Genomic DNA, 14,116 nt, shown 5'->3' on the forward strand with positions numbered 1-14,116 from the left:
TTTAGGAACCGGAAGAGTTTAAACATTCTTGATATTAAATAAGCAATGAATATCATCAACGATATTGATAAGCAAAAGACTAAAAATAGCTATGAAACACTACCTTCTTTAAAAAAAACAGCTAATTATTTGTTTGGTCTGAAAAAATATACAGCTGCTCTTCAGCACTACAAACGGATAATCAAGCTTTGGCCCACGGAAATACCGGAAGTGCTTCTACAATTTGAAAGAAAATATCCAGAAATTGAAAAAGATACCGAATTAGGTCTAGCATTAGCAGAGCTTTACGGTCTAGAAAATAATCCAGCCGAAGCTGTTTTTATTTATGAAGAATTACTTTTGTCTGACCCATTAAATCTAGATATTTACAAAGAACTTATCAATACTTTAAAAAAACAAAATAAATTTGCTGAAATTATTTCTTACATTGAAAAACCTTATAGTATAGGAGTTCACGACGAGGAAATTTCGCATAGTCTGGCTTTAGCTTATCTGGAATGCAATAACGTAGCAAAAGCAATTCATATCTATGAAAAGCTGGTTGAAGTTAATGGTGAAAAAGAGAATTATTTAAGAACGCTGGCGGATTTGTATTTCAGAAATGGAAATCCTTTGAAAGCCGCAGAAAATGCTGAAAAAAGAATTAATATTAATAAAAATAGCCATAATGATGTTATTTTTTTTATTGAAAAATGTCGTGATATTTTAGCCGAACCAGAGTCTTTAAATCTGAGGCTTATAGACTTATATATTCAACATGTATATTACTCCAAGGCCTTAGAATTATTGCAAATTAAAATGAACGAAGAGTTTGAGGACAAGAAGGTTTACATTGAGGATAAATTAGACGTTATTTTAAACTCATCTCCTAATTTGCAGGACGCTTTAGTGCTTCGTGCAAAGCTTTATTTGCTGACCAGTCGGTTCTCGGAATCAGCAGATGATTATCAGGCAATAATTTCCAATTCTTTTTATGAAGATAAGGCGGTTAATGGACTTAAAGACATTATTGCTGTCTTTCCTAATCAAGTTTCAGCATTACAATACCTTGCTGATTATTATCATGCTAAAGGAGATACTTTCGAGGAGCTTCAATACATGAAAAAACTTATGAATGCAGATATTACCAAAAGTATTATGGTTTTGAAACAGTGCCAAGAATTAATCGAAAATAACCCTAAAAACTATTACGCAAAACTCACTATGGCAGAGGCCTATTTGAAGAATGAGAATTTTCATAAAAGTATTCTTATTGCTAACGAATTATTGGAAAAAGGTGAAGACAAAGAAGACGCTTACCGCTTACTGTTGCTGAGCCACGCTGGAAACAGAGACTTTGTTTCACTAAGGGAAACTTATGAAAAAGCAAAAAAAACTTGTAGCAATAAAGAAGGTTTATATGAAATGTATTCTGAAATATATCCACTAGAGCTGTCTCTTCGAAAAGATTTTTTCAGAAATAGGTCAAAAAATGACCAAGATATCGCTTCTCAATTAGATTACATTAAATCGATGATAGAGAATAAGCAATATAGTGACGCCCTGATTAAAATACAAGAATTAAGTAAGAGTAATAATAACTATAAGCTGTTTTATTATCAGGCATTATCCTTTATAGGTCTAAACAATTATTATTCCGCAATAGGAAGTTTAAAGAAATCGCTATCCAACATATTTGTAGAAACCTCACCAGAGTATTTAATCGTTTCAGAAAAACAAGCTGAAGTCTATGAACTGATAGGTTCTATAGATTCTGCCTTGGAAAAATACCAAAAAATATTAGAAATCGACTTTCAAAAAGAAAATACAAAAAAAAGAGAAGAACTTCTGAAAAACTGTCCATGTTTGGAAGTGGCTGGCAAATCGCTTGTTGTTGTAGCTAAAGATTTAAATTTAAAAGAAGTTACTGTTATTTTTAACCGGAACATTCTTAAAAATAAACAAAAAGAACATTTTGAGTCTTCAATGGGCGTAGTATCTAACAATGAAGCCGTAGAAGATATTTTGAAAGGCAAGATTGCTTCTGCTTCAGATAGATTAAAGGTTGCAGAACAAATGGATTCATCGCATAAGAATATTTTAAATAATAAAGCCGTACTGTCTTTGTTAGAGAAAAACTATCAAGAAGCTTCCAAGATTTTTGAAAGAATTTTAAAAAGCAGGAAATCAGCCTCAACTGCAGCCTACTATCATATGGGGTTTATTCTTACTTATCATTTAAAGAAATACGATGAGGCTAAAAGCTTAATTAAAAAACTCATAGACCTTGATGAAGATTTTTATGAAGCATACTTGCTGTTGGGTGATGTCTATTATTTCCAAGGTAAGATAGAAAAAGCTACGGAATACTGGACAATCTATCTGAGAAATGGCCTTTTGAGAGAGCTATCAGCACAACGGTTGTTAGATGTTAACTACCTTATTTAAATGCTTATTTTTGTTTATTTTTTTAGTTTCTAATTCTTTATTATTTTCCAGTGAACTAGACATTTCTGCTGACGAATTAAGGTATATAAGTAATTATCTAATAATTGCTTCTGGCAATGTTCAGTTAAATTATCAAGAGATAACCTTAAATTCCCAATATGCCGAGATCGACACAAGAACCAACGAGTTTTATGCATTAGGTGGAATAGATGTTATTTATCAGGGACATAGATTTGATACTGATGTAGTTGTTTACAAATTAGTTCAGGACCAGTTAACTTTTTCCGCATTTTCCGCAACTTTAAACCCCATAGAGCTGGAAACACCTGTGTATTTTTCTAGCAAAACTATTAACATGGATAAAGGAGTCTTTAATGGAACCGATGCCTCTTTTTCCACCTGTCCTTACAATAAGCAATATTATGTTGTAGACGCTAAGCGCTTTAAGTTTTACCCAAATGACAAAATTATAGGCTATGACGTTTATTGCCACTCTGGTGCAGTGCCAGTGTTTTATTCTCCTTATTATGAGTTTAAGTTAGGTTATGCCAATCCAGTTTTATTGTTTCCCATTATTGGAACAAATTTAGTGGAAGGCGATTATATCAAAACCGCTATCAATTATTATGTAAACAATGACTTGAGTACCTTAATTTATATAGATCATCTGGAAAAGCTAGGCTGGGGTTTTGGCCTTCATGCTAGTATTAGAAAAAATCGCCTTGACCCATCTACTGCGTATCTTTATTTTATTGATGCAGATCATTATGCCTTGAAATGGGACCAGTCCATAAAACTACCAGATGAAACAATCAAATATGGTTTTCAGCAAAGAAACATGCATAGAACATATGGTGGATTTGACAAATTTACTGATGGATACCTTAACTATTCTAATAAGGATATTGGAAACATTTATGCTTATAACAAAGAGAATAGAGAATATTCCCAGAAGAATGAGAAATACACTTGGCAAGGCAATATTGGTGATATCAAAAACAGTATGCAATACAACAAGGACACATATTCAAATACTGGAGCTACTAGGCAGAACTTCAGCGTTAATACTTTAACTAAAGGGATAAATAATAATTTCAACTATTCTGCAAACCAATACGGAAATAACGATTTATACCAATATTACAATAATAATCTCAATTTTTCTCCTTTGAGTGATCTACAGGTTAATGCTAATTTTACTTATAAAAACGATAGAATCAATAATGCTAGTGATGAGTCTCTCCAGCCTAAGCTAGGGATGACCTATAGTTTATATAACGCTCCTTTAAACTTAAGAGCAATCTCTCTGCGAACGGATATGTTTTTAGACCTCGATGAAGATAGGGTAACTAGAGACAATAATATTTCTATCTTGGAGAATATACCTGAAGCAGAGTTAGGCTTTAATACTTTTAGTAGTGGAATTTTTAAGTACACACCCACAATAGTTTTGGGTAATTATCATGAGCGAAGATTCATTGATAATACTTATGGAAATAGAGAGGTGACGTTTAAACGTCTGCTAATCAGAAATGATATTAATGCCGAGATGTTTAACACAGCTTTTGCAAAATTTAATGCCAATTACGGCTATGACCAGTATCTTTATGAAACGCAAGATAAACAATATGGCTTAAATGAAACTTACCAGCTAGAGGTCCTTAATGGCAATCCTGTTAAAAATACCTTAAGGTATGTGCAGTACCATAATAATGGATATTCTCCCTTTTATTTCGATGAAATGTCTTCCTATGTCAATAAAAGGCTCAATAACTCTTTTGCTTACCAAGTTACAGATAAAACAATTTTGACGGTTCGAGATGGTTATGATTTTATCAACAATAAAAGAGACTTAGAATACTTTGATTTTAAGCATTTACTAGACAAAAAAAGTTCGGTGTCTTTGTTCACTGGTTATGATTATGAAAATTCGAGATGGCAAAATTTACAAAGCAATGTTTCTTTGCAACAAGATTATGATAATTATTTGATTTGGAGAATGAACTATGAGCTTACAGCCGGAAGGGTTCGAGACAACAGGATTCAAGTAGGACGCTCCTTTGGTGAGGATGAACCCTGGAAAGTTCGTTCGGAACTTGTTTGGGATTATATTAATAAACAATACAGTTTGCCTTTTGTTGATATAATAAGAGACATGGGGTGCGTAGAGCTGATTTATAGATATCGAGAATATAGCCATGAACATACCTTTTTGTTCAGAGTTAATGCTTTTCCTAATCAAACTTTTGGAACTAGTGTTGGCGACATTGGTTCAACTTTTCATGGATGGGAGCAACAAGATGTCGCTAGATAAATTAAAATCCTCTTTACTCTTCACACTTCACCTTTCACTTTTCACGATTTTTCTTTTTTTCATTACTGGTTGCGCTGAAATGGCTAGCGGTTACAAGCCTGATGCGGGAAGTGTTTTAAAAGTAAGAGTTACCTTTGGAGCAGATCCGTCACAAGGTGATTATAAATATGTTTTAATATATAGCCAAAAGGAAATTAAAGCTGAAATAAATTATTATATATTTTTGCCTGGGCAAACGACACCTGAGTTTGTATTTCCATCAACTGGGAATCCTTATCCTGATATTGCAAGCACCTCGACCAGAGATGTTTTTATTAATTATTATTATGAAAACATTTTTTCTTCTTGGAGTGATTATATTTATCTAACTAAAAAAGGTGTAACTGAAATTCAAGAGTTCAGTGACCCCGGTCTCATTGATCAGAGTCTTGTGTGGTTTCCTGTTACGGCAAATTTTGATAAACACCTGCTCTTTGGTTCATCTCGCTTATCAGAGGGTGCATATTGGAGCTTTAATAATATAAGTGGCAATTATGATATTGATTTTCAGTTTGACTTTCATCTATTAGGCAACAGCAAGCCTTTAACCGACCAACTTTTTTATTTTAAATTCTTTTCTATTGGAGCTAATGGCAATATTCATTCAAGCATTGATGGCTCGTTAAAGAATAATAAAAAATTAGGTCCTTTTACAAGAGAAGGTTCTGGCTCTTCTATAAATGATATTTTAAAAATGGAAGTGACCGTAATTTAATGAAATATTTTTTATCTACAATGGTTGGTTTTTTATTAGCAGTAACTTTCTTTAAAGAGCTCTATTTATTAGTCCCCTTACTTTTGGTTTTTATAATTGTTTATCTTTTAAAGAATAAAGATTTTTATAAAAGAAAAGAGTTTTTGCTCGGAATAGTAGCTTTTGTTGTAACCCATAATCATTGGTATTTATCATTAAACCCTTGGGTAGGGATAAATAATGCAATCTTAATCTGGCTTGGGATAAGCCTATACTTCTGTTTAGTGTGGTATGTGTTTTTTTATTTGCTCAAGTATCTATTAAGAATACCCAAGGGATATTTTTTGATACCAGTTTATTGGACTGCCTTTGAATGGCTTCTTTCGCAAGGAGTCTTCGGTTATCCTTTTATGTCACTTTATTTAACTCAGGCAGGTTCACCCTTTCAATGGTTAGCGTATTCTATAATCCACTCTTACTCAATAAGCTTATATTTATTAAGCATCTCTACAATTATTGCACTTATTATCACCAAAAAAATTACGTCCAAGTTAAACATTGTTTTGTTTGCTCTGTTGTTTTTTATAATGTTTGTCGTTGCAACTGATTCTTACTTAAATAAGACAGAAGTTTATGCAAAAAGCATTCATGTTTCCATAATTCAGCCAAATATTAAGCAATCCGATAAAACAAACGAGAAACTCTTCAATGAACATCTCGAGAAGTATTTAGGATTAATTAATTTAGTAATCGAGGAAGAGCCAGAGACAGATATCGTTATCCTTCCTGAAAATATTATTCCTGCCCTATGGGAGGATACTATCAAGGACAGACTGTGTTTTTCGACAAACCTAGAAAACCGTCTATGTGTTTTTGGTCAACCCGTGAAGAGAGAAAATCGAATCTATAATGCAATGCTTTTTTACAAGCAAGGTCATTACGTAGCTGAATATCACAAAAGACAGCTGGTGCCTTTCGGGGAGTACTGGCCCATTCTCTCTGATTGGATAAGTTTATCTGAGATGGTTTATTACTCTCCAGGAGGGGAAATGAACTCTCCAATAAGCATTCAGAGCTTGAAAATAGCTCCTTTTGTGTGTTTTGAGTCTGCCTTTCCACATTTTTCTAATTCTTTAAGGCAGTTTCATTTAGGAGTTGTCATCACAAATGATGCTTGGTTTAATCGGAACTTTAGATTGTTGCATCTCCGAACAGCGCAGTTTAGAGCTACAGAAAGCTTTTCTTCATTTGCGTACAGTGCAAATAACGGAATAAGCACTTTAATTAACGCTAATGGCAAGATAGTTTCTGTTTTGCCAGATCAAAAAACAGGATATATTTCTGCAAAAATGGGTCTGCCAACTTCTGGACCTAAATTGATTCAGATATTATTCTTTTATTTACCAATTTGGTTTTTTTGTTTGTTAGTAATTCTTTTAATCAAAAAGGAGGATAATTAATCATGTTAAGGCTCAACTACATTCCTCTTCTTCCCCAGTTACACAAATTCTGTTATACTTTTTTGGGTAATGGAGGTTAAAAAATGACAGATATTCCAACTTTAAAATTTGATAAAAATGGTCTTTTACCAGTAGTAGCACAAAGCTATTTGACTGGCAAAGTTTTGATGCAAGCCTATGTTAATAAAGAAGCAATAGAACAGACAGTTCTTTCAAATTATGCCACTTACTTTTCACGAAGCCGAAACGAACTATGGCTCAAAGGTGAAACCTCTGGCAATAAACAAAAAATTGTAGATATTTTGGTTGATTGTGATGAGGATAGCCTTATTTATTTAGTTGAAGAAGCTGGACCAGCTTGCCATACAAATAACGAAACGTGTTTTTTTCGTGATATTTCTTTTAAGGAAACCGAAAAGCCAGCTGTGTTTTCAATCTTTACAGATTTATACAAAAAACTAGAAACAAGAAAAGCAGAAATGCCAGAAGGTTCCTATGTTACATCGTTGTTCAAGAAAGGTTCAGATAAAATCATTCAAAAAGTAGGCGAAGAAGCAGTTGAAACTGTTATCGCTTTAAAGAACAAAAACAAAGAAGAAATAATTTACGAATCAGCTGATTTAATTTTTCATCTCTTACTGGGACTTGTGGATGCTGGTGTTAACCTAACGGCTGTACAAGAAGAACTTATTAAAAGATACAAATAATGAACATTATTGCCGACCTACACTTACATACTGTTGCTAGTCAACATGCTTACTCCACAATTACAGAATATGCTAAACATGCTCTGAAAAACAATCTGAGCGTTATTGGCGTTACTGATCACGCACCAGCCATGACAGATGGACCACACGAATATTACTTTATGAACTTAAGAATAATCCCAGATTATCTAGCAGGTGTCCGTATCTTGAAAGGTGTTGAACTAAACATCCTAGATGACGAAGGTACAATCGACTTACGGAGTACAATTTTATCAACTTTGGACTTTGCAATTGCCAGCTATCACCCTGGTACTTCGCCTGCTTATTATACAAAGCAGCAGTTTACTAATGGCTATCTTAAAGCAATGGATAAAAACAAAGTAATAATCCTAGGTCATATTGATAATCCAGTTGTCCCGTTTGATTATGAACAAGTTCTTATTAAAGCCAAAGAAAAAAATGTGTTAATTGAGTTAAATAACTCTTCATATGGTGGTTATATCAGGCCAGGTTCTTATGAGATAGGAAAACAAATCTTAATACTTGCCAAGAAAATTGGTAATAAGATTATCTTAAATAGTGATGCTCATTTTCATCAACAAGTGGGTGTTGTAGATAAATCAATTCAGCTTGCAAGAGAAGTTGGTTACCCAGAAGATTTGATTGTAAACACAAATATCAATTTATTAAAGGAAGTGTTCAATGTTTGATTTATTTATTACCTCCAACGGTCCAGGCGAAATAACTACTTGGGTTCATCCCTTTGTTAAAAGAATTAAAAAAGAAATCGAAGACGTTAGAATTACATTATTTATTGTCCCTTGTAGATTCAAAGCAGGTAACGAATATGAAGTGGCCAAACAGATCAAGGAGATAGATAACGTTTATTCAGCAAAAGAATTCAAATATAGATTAATTCGTCTTCCTTTCGAACCTTATAAAAAGGGTTGTGTCGTTTTTATGGGCGGAGATTTAGGTAAAGCAGTGTTGCTGAAGAAAAGATACCGGTTTCCAGCTATTGCTTACACAGAGGGCGACAAGAGCTTTAAACTTTTTTTTAATAAAATTTTTACACGAGATAAAGACGGTGATTTAATGTATTCTTTCTTTGAAGATTATAATGAGGATAAACAGTTAATTGAAACACTCAAGGAAACTAAGAATGTTGTGTTTTTTTCTGGTAGCAGACCAAAACAATTTAAAGCTTTATTCCCAATCTTTCAGGAGGTTTCCAAGTTGTTGCCTAAGGGCTATAAATGCATTTATAGTATTTCCCCTTATATTTCTGATAACATTATACAAAAAGCAAAATGTGATTCTAGGAAACTTATCACTTATAAAAACAAAAGTGCCGAGCTGATGAAAACTGCCGAGCTATGTGTTTCCATTCCGGGAACTAACAATATCCAGTTAGCTTATTTGAATGCACCTTCTCTGATTGTTTTTCCTTTTAATAAGCCGAAAGTTATTGATTTTCCTGGATTAATAGGACTTATTGCCAACGTGCCAGGTGGTAGATATTTCAAAAAAAGACTTATTTTAAAGTACCTAGGGAAAAATGTTGAGTTTACCAGTTTAGTGAACAGAAAAGAAAATATGGAAATTTTCCCAGAGCTTCGTGGTGATTTAACAGCAAAACAAATCGCCTTAAGCATAACTAAGCTACTGAGTAATAAACAAGAACTTAATAAAATAAAGGAAAAATGCCTTGCTTTATCTAAAACGTCTAATGTTCTTGATAATATGGTTTTAAAAGTTAAGTCCTTTAATGAAAAATAAAAACCTCTTAGTTTTTGATATAGACGGAACAATTATCAATACAGAAAAGTCTTACCTAGAAGCGATCAAGCTGACAGTGGAACATTTTATCCATCAAGAACTAGATAGAAAAAAAATAGCTCAAATTAAAGCGCTCCCTGGATTTAATAATGACTGGATTGCTGCTTATGCCTTAATTAATGCAGAGTTAACCGGAAAGGATATCCTTGATTTTAAAGAAAAGTCGCTAAGTCAACAAATTGACTTTACCGAGATCAAAGAAATTTTCCAGAGTTATTATCTAGGCAATACCTTATACCAAGAAATAGAAGGAACCAATCCTAAAATTAATGTCCCCAGCGGGCTCTGGGAAGCAGAAACCTTGCTTTTTACTGTAGAGCAACTAACGGAGCTCTATGCTACGTTTGGTCCATTGAAAATAATTACCGGCAGGACACACAAAGAAGCAATGCATGCTATTAAACACTTTCAACTAGAGCATTTATTTGATCAAGTAATCAGTGTTGAAGATATTTCCGACAAATGGTTTAGTAAACATGAAGAACTAGTTAAATTTGGTAAGGATAAACAAAACCCTGTTTTGTTTTATCAAATAGCAGATATTAGCTCCTACGACTGTATTTATTATCTAGGTGACGGAGTGAGCGATATGCAGTTAGCTTACAATGCAAGTCCAGCTTTAACAGTTTTTGGAATACATCTTTTAGAAGCTTTTAAAAAAGAACAACGAATAGACATCATGAACAAAACTTCTGCTTTTTCTCCTTATAAAACATTTGCAACAGCTACGGAAGTTTATTCTTTCTTACTAAAAGCTTAGCTTAAAATTAAAGTAAATCTGAATACGTTTCTTTGGGAACTAATTCTGCTGGAACAGAAGCGTAAACAAGGGCATCAGCATTGGCTTTAGATAACAGGGCATTTGCTTTGGCTGCAGCTTCTTTTGCTACTAAAAGCGCACTGTCTAAAGTATTATTGATGTTATCAGCCATTTGTTCGTTTGTATTCATTGTTTGTGCCAATGAACTTAGTAGGGAGTTAACTTCACTCATTTTGTCCTCCTTTTTTCTATAACGTAAGATTGTAACTATTTTTTGCATTAATAAATTTTATTGGGAAATTAAGTAATTCATTACGATATATGAGTGGTATATGACTATTGAAATTTAAAGTAAAAAGCAGGAAGCGTAAATAAGGAGTTATTCGTGGTTAGGTTGAAAGTAGTGTCTTTAACAGAACAATCAATCAGTGTTCTTGACAAAGAGTCTTTGCGTCTTATTGACGAAGGCATAAGTCAGGTTCTTGTTTTTGATAAGGATTATAATATCGTAGATCCTAAAATTTCTATTTCTTCTCCAATCTATAACTGGGATATGTTGCCTAGTTTTGCTAAATTGTTGGTTAACGCTACCTCTCAAAAGAGATTAGTTGTTATTGATACCTCCAATTCTGTTTTATCAGTTCAACAAGACATTATTTTTGATTTATTTGGGTTTATTAACAGTAACTATGCCTCAATGGTAAAAGACTCTTTCAGTCGACTATGGGTTTATGCTGGACCATCTCTTTCTATTGTAGACATAAATACAGGCAAACTAGTGTTAAATAAGGATTATGGTCAAGAAAAACTCTTGCCAGAATCTACAGTTTCAATGATAAAAGAAACCGTAGATAGAGTTTTTACGGATGCAGATCAGCCTGACTCCAACCATTTATCTGCTTTTAGAAATTTTATTGTTCAAAATAATAAAAAAAATATGAAGTTACCCTTTAAGACAAAAGACAACAGGCAATTTTGGGATATCCCGCTGGATATAAATGGTTTGCAAGAATATCCTTTCTCCTTGCATCTCCGTACTGACCTTGTGGAAAACAAAATATTGCAAATTACTTTAAAACAATTAGACGATAAAGGTAAAGGTGACAATTTTGCTAATCAAGTAATGCCAAACGGGTTAAGAGCATGGCTCATGCTTAAACTTAACGCTCTTTTAGGTGCTGATTTACAAATAGTTGAAGGTGGCAAGACTAGTATTAACTTTAATGCCCATGGTTTTGACACAAAACTTAATGCGATTTCCGATTTTTACGCAAGATTAAAAATAGATCCTAAGAATAAAGAAATTATTTATATAGGCGATGAAGCCAAAATCTTGCCTGACAATCATCCGGGCAATGATGCTATTGTTTTTAGTCTTCCTAACATATCTTTAATTAATACAGGCACTCTATACGATGGCTCTCGTTCCCTACAAAGCGTTAAACTTTCCGATTTTGGGCTTAGCAAAGGAACTGGAACTAAGTTGTTTAACATGAACATGAGCCATGAGCTCAAACAAACTTCCTCATTAAAAGTTACGCTAGGGATTATTAAAGAATGGTTTCTATAAACTAAACTTTTTTGTGACTGAACTCCGAGAATACTTTATAATAACGTTTATCTTATATTAGGAGTTGCTCATGTCAGAATTTAACTTAAAAATCAAAGCAAGTATTCAACAAAATATTTCTGATAAACAAATAGCAACTACCTGTGCTCAATTGTTAACTAAGAGCGATTTCTGGTCAGTAGCGAATCTCTTAGGTGAGTATTACAACTATCATCCTGTTTCACTAGAGGTAACAGTCTTTTGTAAAGAAATAATCGTTCAGATTAGAGAATTCATGGGAGCACAAGCAAGAACATCACAAAACTCAACCATGGTCGTTTTTGGTACATCTGGATGGAGAGGACGAATAGGCGAGGACTTTACAGTTCTGAATGTACATAAAGTTAGTAAAGCAATTATAGACATGATGAATTCTTCTGAATTTCTGCAAACCAATCAATATTCTAATTTTGAAGAAGTCAAAGAAAAGGGAATTATTGTTTTTAGGGATAATCGTTTCATGGGTGAAGAGTTTATGGATGCAGCCATGAAAGAACTTGCTAGCGTTGGAATAAAGATTTACTTAGCAGGGGAGTGTCCAACTGGAATTGGTTCAGCACTTGTAGCGGAGCTTAAAGCTGCAGGTTCGTTTAATTTTACTCCTTCACATAATCCAATGGACTATGCAGGCCTTAAATTCAATCCTGCCGATGGTGGACCAGCCGACGCAAACCTCACAGCTATTATTATGGCGGAAACAGTAAAGTATATGAAAGAAAATTCAGATTTCAGACCAGCCAACATTCAATATTCAGTTAAAGTAATAGACGCAGGAAAGATCTATATAAACTTTTTAAATAAAAGCAAAATATTTAATATTGAAGCAATCAAAAAATATCTTAAGTCTATTAAGAATGATTTGTTTTTAGCAATAGACAACATGCATGGCTCATCTAGAGGATATGTACAACAGATACTTGGTGAGGATTTAACTAACGAATTATTGAAGTCTAATTCCCTTGCTTTTGTTAACACAGTTGACGACTATTCTTTCCACGGTGTTAAGCCAGAACCGAGTGCAACAAATATGCTGAGTATTATTAAGCTGGCAAAAGATTCAGGAAGAAGTAAAACACTTGTAGTCGCCTTAGATCCAGATGGTGACAGAATTAGGTTTGGGACTAGCAATTCGGATATTGATATGAACAAGTTTGGTGCCATTGCTTATGCTTCGCTGTTAGATGCAGGAACCAAGGGGCCGATTGCCTCTAGTCTGCCAACTTCTGATTTTGCTTTAGCTATTGCGCAGGCTGAAGGTCAAAAAATATATGAAACCAAAGTTGGCTTTAAATGGTTTCGTCCATATCGTGATGCGCTTCTTTGTTTTGAAGAATCTGATGGGATTTCAACAATGGGTCACACTTTAGAGAAAGACGCCATTGCCGGTTTACTTTTAGCCTTAAATGTAATGATGACCACAGGGAAAACCATTGCTGATTATTACCTAGAACTTCAGGAAAGATACGGTTTTTACTATCCAGAAAAAAAAGGTGTAGATGTATTAGGTGTTTCAGTTGAAGAGTGGCAATCTTATAAAAAAAATGTCTTAAAAGCCTTACAAGAAAAACTTTATAAAACAGGCGACTCTTTATTAATAAATAATACAAGTAAAATAATTTCAAGAATAAATATTGATGATGGACTCAAAATAACCTTTGAAGATAATAGCTGGATTTTACTTAGACCTTCTGGCACGGAACCAAAGTTTAGAATATATTACGAAGTTACAAGCAAGGTAAAACTGCTGAATCCCCAGCCAATCCTGGAAGGATACTTTAATGCTGGCTTGCAAATATTGGATAAAGCTAGATTAATAGCTGCGTCGAATTAATTTATTGTGCAATCGAAAGAAGCTTTTCGACAAGCTTTTCTGGACTATAATGGGTTGCTTCTTTTAAACTAGGTTCAACCAGATGTATTTTTAGTTTGGTGGTTTCTTCATTTCCACTAGGTTTTATAACAGATCCCTCTAGAAAAATTACATCTGTTACATAATCAGAAAGTTCATTACTTAACTCTCCGTATCTATTAAGCGCATCTTTTAGTTGACTTAAAAACTCCTCAAAGGTTAACTCCTGCTTATTCCCTTCCTTATCTAGATAAGTGGTTTCTCTATCATAGGAACCGTTCATAATTAAAATCTTTTTACTGGAGCTTTGCTTGATTGCTTCACCTACGCCTGACGCCATTATCTCCTGCCAGTTTTCAAAATCCTGATTTCTTATGAGATAGGCAATAGGACTACCCAGGCTATAGCCGTTTCTGAT

The 14,116-nt window shown here is 33.7% G+C and carries 12 protein-coding genes; 10 read left to right on the forward strand and 2 right to left on the reverse strand.

The window, feature by feature from the left end:
* Positions 1-45: 45 nt before the first annotated feature.
* From PHF25_03805 to PHF25_03840, 8 genes are all read left to right on the forward strand, one after another.
* Complete coding sequence (locus PHF25_03805; GenBank protein ID MDD4527146.1) at positions 46-2,427, forward strand: hypothetical protein; 2,382 nt, start codon at positions 46-48, stop codon at positions 2,425-2,427.
* Complete coding sequence (locus PHF25_03810) at positions 2,408-4,741, forward strand: hypothetical protein (protein ID MDD4527147.1); 2,334 nt, start codon at positions 2,408-2,410, stop codon at positions 4,739-4,741. The genes PHF25_03805 and PHF25_03810 overlap by 20 nt, the downstream gene beginning before the upstream one ends.
* Before the next feature lie 79 nt (positions 4,742-4,820).
* Positions 4,821-5,495 carry a hypothetical protein gene (locus PHF25_03815; protein ID MDD4527148.1) on the forward strand — a complete coding sequence of 225 codons (675 nt, stop codon included), beginning with the start codon at positions 4,821-4,823 and terminating at the stop codon, positions 5,493-5,495.
* On the forward strand, positions 5,495-6,934 hold the full coding sequence (gene lnt / locus PHF25_03820) for an apolipoprotein N-acyltransferase (GenBank protein MDD4527149.1): 1,440 nt from the start codon (positions 5,495-5,497) through the stop codon (positions 6,932-6,934). Before PHF25_03815 ends, lnt begins: the two co-directional genes overlap by 1 nt.
* A gap of 83 nt (positions 6,935-7,017) precedes the next feature.
* Positions 7,018-7,641, forward strand: coding sequence for a bifunctional phosphoribosyl-AMP cyclohydrolase/phosphoribosyl-ATP diphosphatase HisIE (hisIE, locus tag PHF25_03825; GenBank protein ID MDD4527150.1), 624 nt, complete (start codon positions 7,018-7,020; stop codon positions 7,639-7,641).
* Positions 7,641-8,351 carry a phosphatase gene (locus PHF25_03830; protein ID MDD4527151.1) on the forward strand — a complete coding sequence of 237 codons (711 nt, stop codon included), beginning with the start codon at positions 7,641-7,643 and terminating at the stop codon, positions 8,349-8,351. Before hisIE ends, PHF25_03830 begins: the two co-directional genes overlap by 1 nt.
* Positions 8,344-9,420, forward strand: a complete 1,077-nt coding sequence (locus PHF25_03835; GenBank protein ID MDD4527152.1) for a hypothetical protein — start codon at positions 8,344-8,346, stop codon at positions 9,418-9,420. The genes PHF25_03830 and PHF25_03835 overlap by 8 nt, the downstream gene beginning before the upstream one ends.
* Positions 9,410-10,240, forward strand: a complete 831-nt coding sequence (locus tag PHF25_03840; GenBank protein MDD4527153.1) for an HAD hydrolase-like protein — start codon at positions 9,410-9,412, stop codon at positions 10,238-10,240. The genes PHF25_03835 and PHF25_03840 overlap by 11 nt, the downstream gene beginning before the upstream one ends.
* A gap of 7 nt (positions 10,241-10,247) precedes the next feature.
* Here PHF25_03840 and PHF25_03845 read toward each other — a convergent pair whose 3' ends face one another.
* Positions 10,248-10,520 (reverse strand): hypothetical protein, encoded by a 273-nt coding sequence (locus tag PHF25_03845; GenBank protein MDD4527154.1) that lies wholly within the window; start codon positions 10,518-10,520, stop codon positions 10,248-10,250.
* Positions 10,521-10,625: 105 nt separating this feature from the next.
* Between PHF25_03845 and PHF25_03850 the strand changes: the two genes are divergently transcribed.
* Positions 10,626-11,810 carry a hypothetical protein gene (locus PHF25_03850; protein ID MDD4527155.1) on the forward strand — a complete coding sequence of 395 codons (1,185 nt, stop codon included), beginning with the start codon at positions 10,626-10,628 and terminating at the stop codon, positions 11,808-11,810.
* A 70-nt stretch (positions 11,811-11,880) separates the two neighbouring features.
* Positions 11,881-13,680 carry a phosphomannomutase gene (locus tag PHF25_03855; protein MDD4527156.1) on the forward strand — a complete coding sequence of 600 codons (1,800 nt, stop codon included), beginning with the start codon at positions 11,881-11,883 and terminating at the stop codon, positions 13,678-13,680.
* Between the two features lies 1 nt (position 13,681).
* On the opposite strand, the gene PHF25_03860 is transcribed toward PHF25_03855, so the two are convergent.
* A partial coding sequence (locus PHF25_03860; GenBank protein MDD4527157.1) for a hypothetical protein occupies positions 13,682-14,116 on the reverse strand: 435 nt, incomplete at its 5' end.

The sequence above is a fragment of the Candidatus Margulisiibacteriota bacterium genome, from assembly GCA_028706105.1.
Classification (GTDB): domain Bacteria; phylum Margulisbacteria; class Riflemargulisbacteria; order GWF2-35-9; family DYQY01; genus DYQY01.

Bases quoted from the DNA above. Each gene is read 5' to 3' on its own strand.
- PHF25_03805 (MDD4527146.1), top strand. From the start codon at position 46: ATGAATATCATCAACGATATTGATAAGCAAAAGACTAAAAATAGCTAT.
- PHF25_03810 (MDD4527147.1), top strand. From the start codon at position 2,408: ATGTTAACTACCTTATTTAAATGCTTATTTTTGTTTATTTTTTTAGTT.
- PHF25_03815 (MDD4527148.1), top strand. From the start codon at position 4,821: ATGGCTAGCGGTTACAAGCCTGATGCGGGAAGTGTTTTAAAAGTAAGA.
- lnt (MDD4527149.1), top strand. From the start codon at position 5,495: ATGAAATATTTTTTATCTACAATGGTTGGTTTTTTATTAGCAGTAACT.
- hisIE (MDD4527150.1), top strand. From the start codon at position 7,018: ATGACAGATATTCCAACTTTAAAATTTGATAAAAATGGTCTTTTACCA.
- PHF25_03830 (MDD4527151.1), top strand. From the start codon at position 7,641: ATGAACATTATTGCCGACCTACACTTACATACTGTTGCTAGTCAACAT.
- PHF25_03835 (MDD4527152.1), top strand. From the start codon at position 8,344: ATGTTTGATTTATTTATTACCTCCAACGGTCCAGGCGAAATAACTACT.
- PHF25_03840 (MDD4527153.1), top strand. From the start codon at position 9,410: ATGAAAAATAAAAACCTCTTAGTTTTTGATATAGACGGAACAATTATC.
- PHF25_03845 (MDD4527154.1), bottom strand. From the start codon at position 10,520: ATGCAAAAAATAGTTACAATCTTACGTTATAGAAAAAAGGAGGACAAA.
- PHF25_03855 (MDD4527156.1), top strand. From the start codon at position 11,881: ATGTCAGAATTTAACTTAAAAATCAAAGCAAGTATTCAACAAAATATT.